Source organism: Sinomonas atrocyanea (assembly GCF_030811715.1).
Taxonomy (GTDB): Bacteria; Actinomycetota; Actinomycetes; order Actinomycetales; family Micrococcaceae; genus Sinomonas; species Sinomonas atrocyanea_A.
On sequence record NZ_JAUSRH010000001.1, the window covers coordinates 405,340 to 420,331 of the forward strand.

Here is a 14,992-nt window from a genome sequence, read left to right on the forward strand (position 1 = left end):
TCCGTGGGCACGCCGAACCGCATCGCCATCGTGGGCGGCGGCGTCGCCGGCTTCAGCGCGGCGCAGGAGCTCCGCGCCCGCGGCCACGCCGGCCCGATCATCCTGGTCTCCGCCGAGGGCCTGCCCTACGACCGGCCGCCGCTGAGCAAGGGCTACCTCCTCGGCACCGAGGACGCCGCCAGGATCCTGCTCGCGCCCGAGGCCTGGTACGCCGAGCACGGCGTCGAGGTCGTCACCGCGCGCGCCACGGCGCTGGACCTCTCCGCTGATCGCCCCGTGGTGGCCCTGGCGGACGGGACCCGGCTGGGCGCCGACCGCATCCTCCTGGCCACCGGCGCCCTCCCCCGCCACCTCGGCATCCCGGGCGGCGACCGCGCCCTCACGCTGCGCTCCCGCGCCGACGCCGACGCGCTCCGCCGCGTCCTCGTGCCCGGCGCCCGCATCGCGGTGGTGGGCGCGGGCCTCATCGGCGCCGAGGTCGCGTCCGCCGCGGCGGCCCTCGGCGCCGAGGCCACGCTCATCGACCCAGTCGCACCCCCGCTCGTGCCAGCCGTCGGCGAAGACCTCGCCCTGCGGCTGCACGCGATGCACGGCGAGCGCGGAGTCGCCGCGCTCGCCGGCACCCCCGTCGCGATCGAGGACGGGGCGCACGACGCCGGCCCGCACCTCGTGCGTCTCGCCGACGGCCGCGCCGTGCCCGCCGACGCAGTGGTGGCCGGCATCGGCGTCACGCCCGACACCGCCGTTGCGGCGGCCGCGGGCCTCGAGACGGATGACGGGATCGTGGTCGGCCCGGACGGCTCGACGTCCCATCCAGCGGTCTACGCGGCCGGCGACGCCACCCGCGTGCGGCGGCAGGACGGCGTCGTGCGCCTGCAGCGGCGCGCCGAGCACTGGGAGGCCGCCGTCCGCTCCGGCCAGGCCGCGGCGGCGGGGATCCTCGGCGAGGCCCCGCCCGAGTTCGGCGCGCCGTGGTTCTGGTCGGACCGGCACGGAGTGCACGTCGAGGCGGTGGGGACGATGGACCCTCGGCAGGCCCCCGGGGCCCGGACCGTGCTGCGGGGGGCGGACGGGGTGCCCGCCGCGGCGTTCCTACTCGCCGAGGACGGGCACCTGCTCGGCGCCGCCGCGATCGACGGGCCGCTCGTGGTGCGGGCGGCGCGGCGGATCATCGACCGCGGCCTCGTCCCCGACCCGGAGCGGCTCGCGGACCCCTCAGTGGACCCTCGCAGGCTCGCCCGCTAGCCGCGCCGTCACTCGACGGTGACTGACTTGGCGAGGTTGCGCGGCTTGTCGATGTCGTGGCCGAGCGCGAGGGCCGCGTGGTAGGCGAGGAGCTGGGTCGGGATGGTGAGCAGGATCGGGTCCAGCTCCGGCTCGTTCTTGGGGACCACGATGCTCTCGACCCCCGCGAGGTCCAGCCCGACGCCCTCATGGGTGATGGCGAGGACGTGGCCCTTGCGGGCGAGCACCTGCTCGGCGGCGGCGATGTTGCGCTCCGTCAGCTCGTCGTCGGGGATGATCGCGATGGTGGGCATGGCCTCGTCGATCAGGGCCAGCGGACCGTGCTTGAGCTCGCTCGTCTGGTAGGCCTCGGCGTGGATGTAGCTGATCTCCTTGAGCTTCTGCGCGCCCTCGCGGGCCACCGGGAAACCGCGCACGCGCCCGATGTAGAACGCGCTCTGGGCAGAGGCGATCCGGCGGGCGACGGCGGCGACCTCGCCCTCCGTGTCCAGGATCTGCCGGATCTGGGCCGGGATGGCCTTCAGGCCCCGGAGGATGCGCTGGCCGTCGGCGTGCGAGAGGTCGTGCAGGCGCCCCAGGTGCAGCGCGAGGAGCGCGAACGCCAGGCCCATGTTCGTCAGGGCCTTGGTCGAGGCGACGGCGACCTCCGGGCCTGCGTGGAGGTAGATCCCGCCGTCGACCTCGCGGGCGATCGTCGACCCGACGACGTTGACGAGGCCGATCACGCGCCCGCCCTTGCGGCGGATCTCGTTGACCGCGAAGGCCGTGTCGGCGGTCTCCCCGCTCTGGCTGACGGCGACGTAGAGCGTGTCGTGCTCGATGATCGGCTGGCGGTAGCGGAACTCGGAGGCCGGTTCGGCGTCCGCGGGGATCCGGGCGAGCTCCTCGATGAGCTGGGCGCCGAGCTGGCCGACGTAGTAGGCGGAGCCGCAGCCGAGGATCTTGACGCGCCGGAAGCTGCGGAGCTCGCGTGGCTCGAGTCCGAGCCCGTCGAGGCGGGCGGTGGCGAAGCGCTCGTCGAGCCGGCCCCGCAGGCACGTCTCGGCGGCGGCGGGCTGCTCCTGCATCTCCTTGAGCATGTAGTGCTCGTGCCCGGACAGTTCGAGGTCCTCGGCGGCGACCGCGATCTCGACCGGGACCCGGTCCGTGTCGTTGGCGGCGCGGTCGAAGGTGCGGAAGCCCGAGGCGGTGACCGTGGCCAGCTCGCCGTCCTCGAGGTGGACCACGCGGTTGGTGTGGCGGACGAGGGCCGCGACGTCGCTCGCGACGAACATCTCCTTCTCCCCGACGCCGATGATGAGCGGGGAGCCGCTGCGGGCCACGACGATCCGGTCCGGCTGGCGGCTGTCGACCACGGCAAGGGCGTAGGTGCCGGTGATCCTGCCGAGGGTCTCGAGGACCGCGGCCTCGAGGGTCTCGGCCTCGGAGCGGGCGATGAGGTGGGCGATCACCTCGGTGTCGGTGTCGCTGGCGAGCGTGACGCCGGCGGCCCGCAGGGAGGTGCGGAGGTTCGCGGCGTTGTCGATGATGCCGTTGTGCACCACGCTGATCCGCCCGTCGGCACTGCTGTGCGGGTGGGCGTTCCGCTCGGCGACGGGGCCGTGGGTCGCCCAGCGGGTGTGGCCGATGCCGACCTTGCCCGAGAGTCGCTTGGGCAGGGCCGCCTCGAGGGCGCGGACCCGGCCCACGGTCCGCACGAGCGTCGTGCCGTTCGTGCCGAGGACGGCGACGCCCGCCGAGTCGTAGCCGCGGTACTCGAGCCGGGCCAGTCCTTCGATGAGGAAGGGCGCGGCGGCCTCCGTGCCGATGTAGCCGACGATTCCACACATGGTGCTTCTCCCTCTGGTCGTCGCACCCCAGGGATCCGGGTGTGCGGATGGTCGGTGCCGGCCTGCCCTCAGCCGTAGACGATGCGGCGCAGCTGGCGTTCCGTGAGCGGCGGCGCCTTCACCGGCCTGCTGCTGAGCTCGTCGGCGATGATGGCGAAGGCCTCGGCGTTGCGGGTGCCATGGGTCTGGAGGTGGCCATGCCGGCGGCGCACGTACTCCTCCACCGACTCGCCGTACCAGGCGATGACGTCCTCGATCACGCGCGCCGCTTCTGAAGCGGTCAGACCGGTGCTTCCGGCGATGCGTCGAACGATTTCCTCATCAGGCACGCCACCGAGTGTGCCCCCGCGGAGCCACGAATGCCAAAAATCTGCCCGATTTCGGGCAGATCAAGCTCAGTCGGCGGCCACGAGGACGACGTCGGCCCCGTCCAGCGTGGTGACCAGGAGCCAGCGGCCGGTGACCGGGTCCCCGGCGCGGCCGGGGGTCCCGAGCACTCTGGCGACCCTGAGCGGCGCCCCTGCCCCGGTCGGGACACCGGCCGCGGCACCGGCCGCGGCCCGGACGCGGACGTCCGATTCGCGGACCGTGACGCCCTCTGGCCCGTGCTCCTCGAGCACGGCCTGGTGCTGCTCGCCGCGGGCGCCGGCCAGGAGCGCAGCGCGGCCCACGGGGTCGCTGGCGGCGTCGTAGACCCAGCGGGTGCCGAGCACCGAGTGCTCCATGGTGCCGATCAGGGCCTCCTCGCCGCCTTCGAGCGGCGCACCCCGGTAGGTGAGGACGGCGTGGATGAGCGCGTTCCCGCTGCGCAGGAGGAAGCCCTCGATGCCGACCTCGCCCTGCGGGTCGTCGAAGCGGTAGGTGCCCACGCGCTCGAGGCGGCCGCCCGCCGGAACGCCGGGGTTCCACGGCTGGCGCTCGAGCCACGAGCCGATGAGGTCGAGCTTGCCGGGTTCGAGGGTCGCGTGATGGATGATCGCCACGCGGCCATCCTAGGCCCCAGACGAAAGAGGCGCGTGGCCGGCCTCCGTGCGGAAGCCGGCCACGCGCCGTCGTGCGTTGGGGGCGCCGAGCGCTACGCCTCGGCGCCGAGTGCCTCGATCGCAGCCTTGGCGGTCGGGTCGGCGCCGGCGAGGAACTCGTCGATGCGCTCGGGCTCGCCGGCCTCGCCGATGGCGGAGGCGGCGCGACCGAGGGCGTGCAGCGAGCGGAGGAAGCCCCGGTTGGGCTCGTGCTCCCACGGCACCGGCCCGGCGCCCCGCCAGCCGCTCTTGCGGAGGGCGTCGAGGCCTCGGTGGTACCCGACCCGGGCGTAGGCGTAGGACTCCATGGTGCGGCCCTTCGCCCAGGCCTCGTCAGCGAGGATCGCCCACAGGAGTGACGACGCCGGGTAGTCGGCGACGAGCTCCTCGGCGGACTCCCCGAGGGCGAGGCCACGGTAGACCTCGGTCTCGGCCGGGAGGCGCGTGGGCTCCGGGCCGAGGAGGTTGGTGCGGTGCTCCCCCGCCATTACTTGATGGACTTGCCGGCGGAGCCGAGCTGCTGGGCGGCCTCGACCACGCGGGCGGCCATCCCGGCCTCGGCGGCGGCGCCCCAGACGCGCGGGTCGTAGGTCTTCTTGTTGCCGACCTCGCCGTCGACCTTGAGCACGCCGTCGTAGTTGGCGAACATGTGGCCGGCCACCGGACGGGTGAACGCGTACTGGGTGTCGGTGTCGATGTTCATCTTGATCACGCCGTAGGAGACGGCGTCCGCGATCTCCTGCTCGCTCGAGCCGGAGCCGCCGTGGAAGACGAGGTCGAACGGGTTGTCCTTGCCGATCTTGGCGCCGACCTGGGCCTGGATGTCCTTGAGGATCTCCGGGCGGAGCTTGACGTTGCCCGGCTTGTAGACGCCGTGGACGTTGCCGAACGTCAGGGCGGTGATGTAGCGGCCGTTCTCGCCGGCACCCAGGGCCTCGACCGTCGCGAGGCCGTCGGCCACCGTGCTGTAGAGCTTCTCGTTGATGGCGTTCTCGACGCCGTCCTCCTCGCCGCCCACAGCGCCGATCTCGACCTCGAGGATCATCTTGGCGGCGGCGGTGCGGGGCAGGAGCTCCTTGGCGATGCGCAGGTTCTCCTCGAGGGTCTCGGCGGAGCCGTCCCACATGTGCGAGTTGAACAGCGGGTCGCGGCCGGCCTTGACCTCGGCCTCCGACGCGGCGAGGAGCGGGAGGACGAAGCCGTCCAGCTTGTCCTTGGGGCAGTGGTCCGTGTGGAGCGCGATGTTGACGTCGTAGCTCTTGGCGACCTCGCGGGCGAAGGCGGCGAAGCCGAGGGAGCCGACCACCATGTCCTTGACCGAGGCGCCGGACCAGTAGGCCGCGCCGCCGGTGGAGACCTGGATGATGCCGTCGGAGCCGGCCTCGGCGAAGCCGCGGATGGCGGCATTGAGGGTCTGCGACGAGGTGACGTTCACCGCAGGGAATGCGTAGCCGCCGGCCTTGGCGGAGTCGATCATCTCTGCGTACTTCTCAGGGGTGGCGATAGGCATTGAGTGCTCCTCGACGGTGGGTCCACGCGAACCGCGTGTTATGGGCCACTGCCCATCCTAGCGACGGGCCCCACGGGTGGTCCCTCTCGGTCGCGGCAGATGACGACGGCGCCCCGCAGGTGCCGGGGGTGCGGCTTCCGCCGGCACAGCGTGCGCCCTCCCCCTCGAACTATTGATCGAATATAATGATGAAATCTCACCCATATCTCAGATATCATGGGAACATACTTTCTATTGCACTGGGGGCGGCGGTGTGGGTGCGGTGGTGGAGCTGGGCTTCGCGTCGCGGTTCCCCGACGTGCTGGCCGGGGGCCTCGAGCTGGCCGCGGAGGCCCTGACCGCCCCGGGCGGGACCGCCCGGGCGCTGCGGGCCCTGGCCGACTTCGACGCCTACAGCGCCGCCCTCCGCGCGGTCCTGGTCGACCGGCTCGCCGCCGAGATCGCCGAGGAGCCCCTCGAGGGCCGCCACGGCCAGCCCACCCGCCTCGGCGGCCACATCGCCCACGCCGTCGCCGTCTCCGAGCTCGCCGCCCTGCAGGGCACCTCCGAGCACGCCGCCGCCCGGGCCCTGAACTTCTCCACCGCCCTGGTCAACACCCACCCCGCCGTGCACGAGGCCCTCGCCTCCGGAGACATCACCGAGGCCCACGCCCGCGCCCTCGTCGACCAGGCCGCCACCCTCCCCGAGCACGCCGCCGAGCCCTACGCCCTCGAGGCCCTCGCCCGCGCCCGCAAGGGCCGCCTGCGCACCCCCGGCGAGTTCCGCACCCTCGCCCGCGACCTGCGCGAGCGCCTCCACCCCGACTCCATCACCCACCGCCGCGCCGCCGCCCGCGAGGACCGCCGCGTCTGGCTGCAGCCCGAGGACGACGGCATGTGCACCCTCACAGCACTCCTGCCCGCCGAGGCCGGGCACGCCGCCTACCAGCGCATCGACGCCCTCGCCCGCGCCGCCCACCGCGCCGACGGCGAGGCACGCACCCTCCCCCAGCTCCGCGCCGACGCCCTCGCCCACGCGGTCCTCAGAGCCCCGGAAGGCACCGCGGCGGCCCCCGCAGCGGCCGTCCCCACCCCCGAGGACCTGCTCGCCGGCGTCAAGGCCGAGATCGTCGTCCACATCCCCGCCGCCGTCGCCCTCGGAGCCTCCGACGCCCCCGCCCTCCTGGACGGCCACGGCCCCATCGACCCCGCCACCGCCCGCGCCCTCGCCGCCGCCGCGCCCACCTGGCAGCGCCTCTTCACCGACACCGAGGGCACCCCCCTCGCCCTCGGCCGCACCGCCTACCGGCCCCCAGCCGGCCTCCGACGCTTCCTCAACTACCGCGACGGCACCTGCCGCGTCCCCGGATGCACCCGCCCCGCCCACACCACCGAAGCCGACCACGCCACCGAATGGCAGGACGGCGGCACCACCGACGCCGCCAACCTCGCCCTCCTCTGCCCCAGACACCACGCCCTCAAATCCCTCGCCCTCCACCACCTCACCCACACCACCGAGGACGCCGACGGCACAGAAGGCACGGACACGCCCTCCCCTGCCCTGATCTGGACCACCCTCCTCGGCCAGGCACTCCCCGCCGAACCCCTCGACCGCGACCACGTCCTCGCCCCCAGAACCACCGACCACCCACCACCCCGACCGCCGGAGCCGCCAGGGAACACCCAGCACCCACGGCACGGTCAGCAGCAGGGGCCGCGCGAACGTGAGCCCGAGGTACCTCCACCGTTCTAGGAGCCTGGGCTGTGGTTCGTCCCCGGTTCCCGGTGCGCGGCGGCTACGCGCCCGTCTCCCGCACGAGCCTTGCCCGGACCTCGTCGGCGTCCGGGTACGAGGGCTGCGCGCCCCGGCGGGTGGTCGCGAGCGCGGCGGCAACGCAGGCGTAGCGTGCGGCGTCCTCGAGGCCGTCACCGGCGGCGAGCCGGGCCGCGAGGGCTCCTGCGAACCCGTCGCCGGCGCCCGTCGTGTCCACGGCGTCCACCCTGATCGATTCGATCTGCGCGATTCCCTCCGGTCCGAGCACCATCCCGCCGCGTGCACCGAGGGTCACGATCGCCCGTTCGAATCCGAGATCCGCCAGCCCGGCCCACGCCAGGCCCCAGTCCTGCACCTCGGCATGGAGGTCGTCCTGCCCGAGCAGCTGCCCGGCCTCGTGCGCATTCACCAGCAGCACGTCGACGCAGGCCGCGAGCTCCGCGGGGACGGTGGCGTAGGGAGAGAGATTGAGGATCACTGCGGCGCCCGCCGCGCGGCCCGCCCGTGCCGCAGCGAGCACAGCGGCCTGGGGAACCTCGAGGCAGAGGCACACGGCAGCGGCTCCCTCGAAGGCGGCGGAGGGCGGCCCCGCTGCCTCGGCGACCTCGTCCGGGCCCAGGAGGGCGTTCGCCCCAGGCACGATCACGATGCTGTTCTCGCCACCCGCGTCGACGGTGATGCCGGCGACCCCCGTCGGCACGCCGCCAACGGTCCGGACCAAGGAGACGTCGACCCCCGCGGCCGTGGCAGAGGCGAGGAGCAGCCGCCCGTGGGCATCATCGCCGACGCTCCCCACGAGCCGCACGGCGGCGCCGAGCCGTGCCGCGGCGACGGCCTGGTTCGCGCTCTTGCCGCCGGGATGGACAGCGAAGCCGGTCCCCGCGACGGTCTCGCCGGGGGCCGGCATCCGCTCCGCGGAGAAGACGAGGTCCGCGTTGAGTGATCCGACCACGACCACGGTGGAGTCCATGCGACTCATCCTAGGGTCGCCGCCCCCGGCAGAGGCGGGCGCAGAAGAGGGCGGGCACAGAAGAAGGCGGGCACACACAGAGGCGGGGCGCACGACGCCGGTTCCCACCCGCCGTCGTGCGCCCCGCCTTCCGGGCGCCGCTCCTTCGCAGAGCGGATCAGTGCGCCGCTGCCACCTGCTGCGCGAAGGCCTCGGTCATGCTGCCGACCCCGGTGACGTCGTCATAGCCGGGCGCCGTCGCAAGGGACGAGTCGTGGTCCATGCCCACGAGGTAGCTGTTGCCACTCACCGTGCTCGAGAAGGCGACGGCGACCGGGCTGGCCGGCGGGGCGACGTCGTGCTGCGCCCCACCGGCAGCCGCTGCGGCGTAGATCGCCGGGTTGGCGAAGCCGATGACCTTGTTGCCGGCGGCCTGGGCGACGGCCATCTGCGCCGCCGTCAAGGGGCTGGCGAGCGAGGTGCCGCCGTAGGTCTCGAACCCGAAGCCGCCCGTCTTGAGGACGTTGTCGTTCGTGATGGGACTCAGGCCGATGCGGTAGCCGGTGTACGGGTCGGCGAGGGACGCGACGTCCGGCGAGACGCGGTGCCCGTTGGCGAGGGCGCCGGGCACGAGGGCCGCCTGGTACGCGGGCTGGCCGAAGACGGCGCTGGTGCCGCCGCCCGCTCCCGCCCGGAACGCTCCTGGCAGGGAGCCGGCGTAGGTGAGGTTGCCCGCGGCGTCCGGCACCACGCGCTGGCGGGCGGTGCCCCAGCCGGTCTCAAACTTGTAGGTGTCGTCTGCGCCCACTGCGAGGCTCGTGCCGCCCACGGCGGTCACGTACGGCGAGCTCGCGGGGAAGTCCGGCGACGCGTACCCGAGGGCGGCCTTCTCGTCGCCGGAGTCACCGCTGGAGAAGTACAGGCCGATGCCTTCGGCGGTCGCCTGCAGGTGGATGTTCTGCGCCCCCTGGAGCGCGTCCGGCGGGAGCGCCTCGCCCACGTTGCCGTAGCTGTTGGAGACGATGTTCGCGAGGTGCCCGTCGAGGATCTGGGACATGGCGATGTCGAGGCCTGCGCCGCAGTTGAACCCGCCCACATAGAGGATGTTGGCGCCGGGGGCGAGGCCGTGGACGGCCTGGACGTCCAGGGTCTGCTCACCCTGCCAGCCGCTCGGCTGCGCGCAGAGGGCCTGGTCGAGGAACATCCGCGAGTCCGGGACGATCTGGCTGTACTGGCCCTGTGCGAGCGCGGGGACGCCGCTGGCGGCGGCCCACGTGTTGGTGTCCGACTCGATGGTCGGCGACGCGTACGCGTCGATGATCGCGACCGTCTGGCCAGCGCCGGCCGTGCTGCTCACCGTTCCCGGGGCGGACACGCCGTACGCGCCCTGGAGCTGCTTCGGGGTGTACCCGCAGATGAATGTCGGGAAGCTCGTGGTGCCGTAGGCCTCCGGCAGGGTAATGCTCTTCTCGCCCCACGAGGTGGAGCACGGCGCCGTCACCGGCGGCTGGATCGGCTTGCTGCCGTTGGGGGACGACGGCGATGCCTCGCCGGCGGTGGGCGAGGCCAGGGCCGGGCGGGTCAGCAGCCGCCCCTGGTCGACCGAGACCGACTGGATCGAGGCCGCGATGTCCGCGGGGACCGAGGGTGCCGTCGCCGGGCCGATGAGGGTCTGGCCGCCGAACGAGTAGTTCTGCTCGGTGGTGCTGAACACCTGGTTGATCTGGGCGACGGTGCCGCGGAAGACCACGTACAGGCGGCTCTGCGGGACACCCACGATCACGAGGCCCTGCGACTTGAGCCAGTTGACGGTCGCATCCACCGTGTCCTGCGTCGGGGCGTACTTCGAGATCCAGTCCGCAGGCTTGAGGTACTGGCCGTAGGCCGCATTGCCGGGCGTGGACACTGCATCCGCCGCCGCCTTGGCGCCGGCCAGGTCCGGGAGCTTGAAGTAGATCTCGCCCTCGACGGTCGTGTTGCTGAGCGGGTTGCCGGTCTTGGCCCGTGATCCTGCCCATGGGGGGACCGAGCCTGGGAACGACTTCGAGCTCTTGGGCGGCGGGTTGGGCGGGGCGGCTGCCGCGCTCGTGGCGGCGAGCCCCACTGCGCTGGCCACGGCCGCGGTGACGGCCAGGACGCGCAGGGAAAGCCGGTGGGAACCGTGATCTGGTGCCATGCTTCATCTCCCGTTCGGCCGGGCACCCCAATGCGCCCGGCTTCGAGCGACACTAGTTGCACCGAATGCCTTACAGGGAGTGTCCAGAAGCTGGGAGTTCGCCATGAGTTGGCGCGCCGCCCGCCGCCCGGTAGGCTTGATCCTGCGCAGGGGAGTATCCCAAGCGCTGCACACGTCAGCACGTCGGGCGCCGGAGCCCGGCCGGGTGCAGCGGCCGTCCGAGGATTCGGGCGGTGGAGAGACTTGTGGCGGTTACGCCTACCTGCGAAAGGGACTTTCGATGTCCGCATCTCCCCTTGTCTGGGGCATCACCATCGTGGTGATCCTGGCCCTTCTTGCCTTCGACTACTTCTTCCACATCCGCAAGGCGCACGTTCCCACGCTCAAGGAAGCGGCCGTGTGGTCCTCGATCTACGTGGGGGCCGCGATCGTGTTCGGCCTGCTCGTGCTGGTGTTCGGCGGCCCCACGATGGGCGGCGAGTACTTCGCCGGCTTCATCACCGAGAAGGCCCTCTCCGTCGACAACCTGTTCGTGTTCCTCGTGATCATGGCCAGCTTCCGGGTGCCCCGCGAGGACCAGCAGAAGGTGCTCCTGTTCGGCATCGTCTTCGCCCTGATCGCCCGCTCGGCGTTCATCTTCGCCGGGGTCGCCCTCATCAACGCGTTCGCGTGGGTGTTCTACGTCTTCGGCATCATCCTCCTCGTCACCGCCGGCAACCTCCTCAAGGGCGAGGACTCCGGCGAGGACGAGGCGGACAACCTTGTGATCCGCCTGGCGCGGAAGTTCCTGCGGACCTCCGAGAACTATGACGGCGACAAGCTCTTCACTGTGGAGGACGGCAAGCGCGTCCTGACCCCGATGCTCCTGGTCATGGTGGCGATCGGCGGCACCGACCTGCTGTTCGCGCTCGACTCGATCCCCGCGATCTTCGGCCTCACCCAGAACCCGTACGTCGTGTTCACGGCCACCGCGTTCTCCCTCATGGGGCTGCGCCAGCTGTTCTTCCTCCTCGACGGCCTGCTGGACCGGCTCATCTACCTCTCCTACGGGCTTGCGGCCATCCTCGCGTTCATCGGGGTGAAGCTCATCCTGCACGCTCTCCACGAGAACACGCTGCCCTTCATCAACGGCGGCGAGCACGTGGCGGTCTTCGAGATCACCACGGCACTGTCCCTCAGCGTCATCATCGGCGTCCTCGTCGTCACGGTCGTCGCCTCGCTCTACAGCAGGGCGGGCAAGGCGCACGCGGCCGTCAACAACGCACGGCGCCACGCGGAGAGCTACCTCGACCTCGGCTACACCGCGGATCTCGCCGAGCGCGAGCGCGTGTACCGCGCCCTCCTGGAGGAGGAGCAGGACATCCTCCAGATGGACAAGAGGTACCGCGACAAGGTCAAGGACATCGAGGCGATCCGGGCCAAGGTCGCCGAGGCGCACGAACGGCACGCGGAGTTCACCGCGCGCTGAAACCCTGGGGGCCCCACTGGGGCAGGACGTCGCAACCCTGCGCACGACGGCGGGCCGGTCGCCTCAGGTGACCGGGCCGCCGTCGTGCGCCACGCGGCGCCTGCTGAACGTGGGGCCCGGCGGGGAGGGGACGGCCGCGCGCGCGGCGTCGTCGACGGCACGGCGCCTGCGGAGCTCGAGCGCGAGGCTCTCCTGCCCGCGAGCCATCGCCCAGCGGTGGTTCGCTGCGAAGGCCGGCTTCAGGAGCCAGCTGAGGCGGCGGAGGAGCGGCTTCTCTGCGCTGACCTGCCAGTCGTAGCGGATCACCGTCTCGGGCCCGTCCTGGGTCAGCGTCCACCGGCCCACCCCGTTGAGGTCGCCCCGCGCGCCCACGGTGAACCCCTCCGGCCGCACGGGGGAGGTGAGCGTGAGCTCCCACCGCAGCGTGTACGGGAGCCACCCCTTGGTATGGAGCAGGGAGCGGCTGCCCACCCCGCCCGCGCCCCCGGGATGAAGCGGCTCGACCGCGAGATAGACGGCGGGCCACCAGTAGGGCAGCGCGGAGGCGTCGGCGAGGACGGCCACGACCTCCTCGCGCGTTCCCGCAACGCGCCACCACGTGACGAACTCATAGTCGGTCCTCGTCACAGCCGCCCTTCCCGGTCCCCGCCCCGTTCCCAGCGTACGCCGGGCCGCGGGCGCCGGCTCGGGGTCCGTGCCTACACGACGGAGGTGACCCTGCCTAGACTCTGGCGTGTGAGACGCGCATGGAGCTGACCTTCGACGGCACCGTGATCGAGTGGCGTGGGCCGGCGCCGTTCGTGTTCGTCCGTGTCCCTGACGAGGAGTCCGAGGAGATCCACGCCGTCGCGAACGAGCTGACCTATGGGTGGGGCTGCATTCCCGTGGGCGTGCGGGTGGGCGGCTCGGAGTGGACCACGGCGCTCATGCCGAAGGACGGCGCCTACCTCGTGCCGCTGCGCAAGGCCTTCCGCGAGGCCGAGGGGATCGAGGTCGACGACGTCGTCCCGGTCACCCTCAGCCTCGGCGGCTGACGTAGCCTAGGACCATGGCAGGCGCGGTGCCCTATCTCAGCTACGCGGACGCACCCCGGGCCATCGACTGGCTCGTGCAGCTCGGGTTCTCGGTCGTGGCCCGCCAAGACGGTGAGGACGGCAGCGTGGCCCACTGCGAGCTGCGCCTCGGCGAAGTCGTCATCATGGCCGGCAGCGACGACTCGGCCTACACCGTTCCGGCCCTGAGCGGGCAGTCCACCGGAGCGGGCGTCTACCTCGTCGCGGACGACGTCGACGGGATGTTCCAGCGCGCAGTCACCTCGGGCGGCACTCCCGTCATCGAGCCGGAGGACACTCCGTGGGGATCGCGCCGGGCTCGGGTGCTCGACCCGGGCGGACGCGAGTGGAGCTTCGGCTCGTATGTCCCCGGCGGTTAGGCGCACGCCCGCGGGCGTCCAGGAACTCGGCGCCCCGTAGACTCCCGCCCATGGGGAATGTGGACGGGGTCAGCATCGAGTGGGCGGCCGCGCGGTCCGCGAACCGGGACAACTGGGACGACCGAGTCCCGCTGCACGAGGACGCCTACGACCTCGCTGCCTACGATCGCCCCGGGCACGTGAGCGGCGTCGTCGCCCACGACCTCGCGGCCCTCGCCCCGCACCTGCCCGGTGGGACCGTCGCGGGACTGGATGTGTGCCACCTGCAGTGCCACATCGGCACCGACACCCTTTCGCTGGCGCGTTCGGGAGCCAGGGTGACGGGCGTCGACTTCTCGGCCTCCGCGCTCGACGCCGCCCGGCGGCTCGCGGCCAGGCTCGGCCTCGAGGCGACCTGGGTCGAGTCCGACGTGCTCGAGGCCCGGTCCGCCGTCGCGGGCGACTTCGACCTCGTCTACACGAGCATCGGCACGATCTGCTGGCTGCCGGACCTCGAGCGCTGGGCCGAGCAGGTCGCCGCCCTCCTGCGCCCGGGCGCACGTTCTACTTCCGCGACGCGCACCCGGCCCTGTACGCGCTCGACGAGGAGGCGGACGGCCTGGCCATCCGGTACCGGTACTTCGGCGACGGCACAGCCCAGCAGTGGGACGACTCCTCCACCTACGCGGGCAGCGGCACCGTGGCCCATCCCCGCACCTACGAGTGGCCGCACCCCGTCTCCGAGATCCTCAACGCCCTCCTCGGCGCAGGCCTGCGGATCGAGAGGGTGGACGAGGGCCGGACCCTGCCGTGGCTCTTCAGCCGGCGGATGGTCGAGGTCCCAGGCGGCTATGCGTGGCCGGAGCCCGAGCGGGACCTGGTGCCGTGCACGTTCACGGTGGTGGCCCGCCGCGACGACGGCTAGGGCCTACCGGCCGCGTGCGCGGCGACCTGCCCGAAGACCCAGCGCCGCACCCACGCGTGCATCGCGATGGCGGCCGCCGAGGCGGCGTTGATGGACCGCGTCGAGCCGAACTGCTCGATGGAGAGCGTGGCCTCCGCCGCGGCGTGCACCTCGGCGGTGAGGCCGGGGCCCTCCTGCCCGAACACGAGCACGCAACGGCGGGGCAGCTCGTAGGTCTCCAGCGGCACGGAGTCGGGGAAGATGTCCACGCCGAGGATCGGCAGGTCCTCGGTGCGCGCCCACTGGACGAAGTCCTCGACGGTCGCGTGGTGGCGGACGTGCTGATAGCGGTCGGTGACCATCGCCCCGCGACGGTTCCACCGCCGTCGGCCGATGATGTGCACCTCCTTGGCGAGGAACGCGTTCGCGGTGCGCACCACCGTGCCGATGTTGAGGTCGTGCTGCCAGTTCTCGATAGCCACGTGGAACTCATGCCGGCGGGTGTCCAGCTCGGCCACGATCGCCTCGTGCCGCCAGTACCGGTACCGGTCCAGGACGTTGCGGCGGTCGCCGTGCTCGAGGAGCTCGGGGTCCCACTGCTCGCCTTCGGGCCAGGGGCCCTCCCAGGGGCCCACCCCCACCTCGTGCTCCGCGTCGCGCCCCTCGGCCACCTGTTCTGCCACCGGACAAGGGTAGGACGAAATACCCATGAGATATTGTCAACA

Annotated in this window: 15 protein-coding genes and 1 pseudogene; 7 read left to right on the top strand and 9 right to left on the bottom strand. The window is 72.4% G+C overall.

Going from position 1 to position 14,992, the window contains the following annotated elements:
• The first annotated feature begins 3 nt into the window (after nt 1–3).
• Nucleotides 4–1,245, top strand: coding sequence for an NAD(P)/FAD-dependent oxidoreductase (locus tag J2W21_RS01935; RefSeq protein ID WP_307112816.1), 1,242 nt, complete (start codon nt 4–6; stop codon nt 1,243–1,245).
• Between the two features lie 8 nt (nt 1,246–1,253).
• On the opposite strand, the gene glmS is transcribed toward J2W21_RS01935, so the two are convergent.
• From glmS to fbaA, 5 genes are all read right to left on the bottom strand, one after another.
• Nucleotides 1,254–3,074, bottom strand: coding sequence for a glutamine--fructose-6-phosphate transaminase (isomerizing) (gene glmS, locus J2W21_RS01940; protein WP_307112817.1), 1,821 nt, complete (start codon nt 3,072–3,074; stop codon nt 1,254–1,256).
• Nucleotides 3,075–3,142: 68 nt separating this feature from the next.
• Nucleotides 3,143–3,403, bottom strand: coding sequence for a hypothetical protein (locus tag J2W21_RS01945; protein WP_307112818.1), 261 nt, complete (start codon nt 3,401–3,403; stop codon nt 3,143–3,145).
• A gap of 66 nt (nt 3,404–3,469) precedes the next feature.
• Nucleotides 3,470–4,057, bottom strand: coding sequence for a maltokinase N-terminal cap-like domain-containing protein (locus J2W21_RS01950; protein WP_307112819.1), 588 nt, complete (start codon nt 4,055–4,057; stop codon nt 3,470–3,472).
• Between the two features lie 92 nt (nt 4,058–4,149).
• Nucleotides 4,150–4,584, bottom strand: a complete 435-nt coding sequence (locus J2W21_RS01955) for a DUF3151 domain-containing protein (protein WP_307112820.1) — start codon at nt 4,582–4,584, stop codon at nt 4,150–4,152.
• On the bottom strand, nt 4,584–5,606 hold the full coding sequence (gene fbaA / locus J2W21_RS01960; protein ID WP_307112821.1) for a class II fructose-bisphosphate aldolase: 1,023 nt from the start codon (nt 5,604–5,606) through the stop codon (nt 4,584–4,586). Before fbaA ends, J2W21_RS01955 begins: the two co-directional genes overlap by 1 nt.
• A 253-nt stretch (nt 5,607–5,859) precedes the next feature.
• On the opposite strand from fbaA, the gene J2W21_RS01965 reads away from it, so the two are divergent.
• Complete coding sequence (locus J2W21_RS01965) at nt 5,860–7,338, top strand: HNH endonuclease signature motif containing protein (protein ID WP_307112822.1); 1,479 nt, start codon at nt 5,860–5,862, stop codon at nt 7,336–7,338.
• A 43-nt stretch (nt 7,339–7,381) separates the two neighbouring features.
• Here the strand turns inward: J2W21_RS01965 and J2W21_RS01970 are convergent, their stop codons facing one another.
• Nucleotides 7,382–8,329 carry a ribokinase gene (locus tag J2W21_RS01970; protein WP_307112823.1) on the bottom strand — a complete coding sequence of 316 codons (948 nt, stop codon included), beginning with the start codon at nt 8,327–8,329 and terminating at the stop codon, nt 7,382–7,384.
• Between the two features lie 157 nt (nt 8,330–8,486).
• Nucleotides 8,487–10,484 (bottom strand): S53 family peptidase, encoded by a 1,998-nt coding sequence (locus J2W21_RS01975; protein ID WP_307112824.1) that lies wholly within the window; start codon nt 10,482–10,484, stop codon nt 8,487–8,489.
• A gap of 280 nt (nt 10,485–10,764) precedes the next feature.
• Here J2W21_RS01975 and J2W21_RS01980 point away from each other — a divergent pair, with 280 nt between their 5' ends.
• On the top strand, nt 10,765–11,952 hold the full coding sequence (locus tag J2W21_RS01980) for a TerC family protein (protein ID WP_307112825.1): 1,188 nt from the start codon (nt 10,765–10,767) through the stop codon (nt 11,950–11,952).
• 63 nt (nt 11,953–12,015) lie between these two features.
• On the opposite strand, the gene J2W21_RS01985 is transcribed toward J2W21_RS01980, so the two are convergent.
• The gene (locus tag J2W21_RS01985; RefSeq protein ID WP_307112826.1) at nt 12,016–12,579 is read right to left on the bottom strand and encodes an SRPBCC family protein; all 564 of its coding nucleotides are present in this window, start codon (nt 12,577–12,579) and stop codon (nt 12,016–12,018) included.
• Between the two features lie 119 nt (nt 12,580–12,698).
• Between J2W21_RS01985 and J2W21_RS01990 the strand changes: the two genes are divergently transcribed.
• The 4 genes and pseudogenes from J2W21_RS01990 to J2W21_RS02005 all read left to right on the top strand — a co-directional run bounded on the left by J2W21_RS01990 (nt 12,699) and on the right by J2W21_RS02005 (nt 14,288).
• Entirely contained in the window at nt 12,699–12,986 is a 288-nt protein-coding gene (locus J2W21_RS01990) for a DUF1905 domain-containing protein (RefSeq protein WP_307112827.1), read from the top strand.
• Between the two features lie 14 nt (nt 12,987–13,000).
• Nucleotides 13,001–13,384, top strand: coding sequence for a VOC family protein (locus J2W21_RS01995; protein ID WP_307112828.1), 384 nt, complete (start codon nt 13,001–13,003; stop codon nt 13,382–13,384).
• Nucleotides 13,385–13,434: 50 nt separating this feature from the next.
• Nucleotides 13,435–13,872 (top strand): annotated as a pseudogene (locus J2W21_RS02000) (class I SAM-dependent methyltransferase); the annotation flags it as partial.
• 191 nt (nt 13,873–14,063) lie between these two features.
• Nucleotides 14,064–14,288, top strand: coding sequence for a hypothetical protein (locus tag J2W21_RS02005; protein WP_307113016.1), 225 nt, complete (start codon nt 14,064–14,066; stop codon nt 14,286–14,288).
• Here J2W21_RS02005 and J2W21_RS02010 read toward each other — a convergent pair.
• Complete coding sequence (locus J2W21_RS02010; RefSeq protein WP_307112829.1) at nt 14,285–14,977, bottom strand: TrmH family RNA methyltransferase; 693 nt, start codon at nt 14,975–14,977, stop codon at nt 14,285–14,287. The two genes, J2W21_RS02005 and J2W21_RS02010, sit on opposite strands and share 4 nt — an antisense overlap.
• Between the last annotated feature and the right edge of the window lie 15 nt (nt 14,978–14,992).

Excerpts from the sequence above, each read along its gene's own strand:
- glmS (WP_307112817.1), bottom strand. The coding sequence starts at position 3,074 with ATGTGTGGAATCGTCGGCTACATCGGCACGGAGGCCGCCGCGCCCTTC.
- J2W21_RS01955 (WP_307112820.1), bottom strand. The coding sequence starts at position 4,584 with ATGGCGGGGGAGCACCGCACCAACCTCCTCGGCCCGGAGCCCACGCGC.
- fbaA (WP_307112821.1), bottom strand. The coding sequence starts at position 5,606 with ATGCCTATCGCCACCCCTGAGAAGTACGCAGAGATGATCGACTCCGCC.
- J2W21_RS01970 (WP_307112823.1), bottom strand. The coding sequence starts at position 8,329 with ATGGACTCCACCGTGGTCGTGGTCGGATCACTCAACGCGGACCTCGTC.
- J2W21_RS01975 (WP_307112824.1), bottom strand. The coding sequence starts at position 10,484 with ATGGCACCAGATCACGGTTCCCACCGGCTTTCCCTGCGCGTCCTGGCC.
- J2W21_RS01980 (WP_307112825.1), top strand. The coding sequence starts at position 10,765 with ATGTCCGCATCTCCCCTTGTCTGGGGCATCACCATCGTGGTGATCCTG.
- J2W21_RS01990 (WP_307112827.1), top strand. The coding sequence starts at position 12,699 with ATGGAGCTGACCTTCGACGGCACCGTGATCGAGTGGCGTGGGCCGGCG.
- J2W21_RS01995 (WP_307112828.1), top strand. The coding sequence starts at position 13,001 with ATGGCAGGCGCGGTGCCCTATCTCAGCTACGCGGACGCACCCCGGGCC.
- J2W21_RS02010 (WP_307112829.1), bottom strand. The coding sequence starts at position 14,977 with ATGGGTATTTCGTCCTACCCTTGTCCGGTGGCAGAACAGGTGGCCGAG.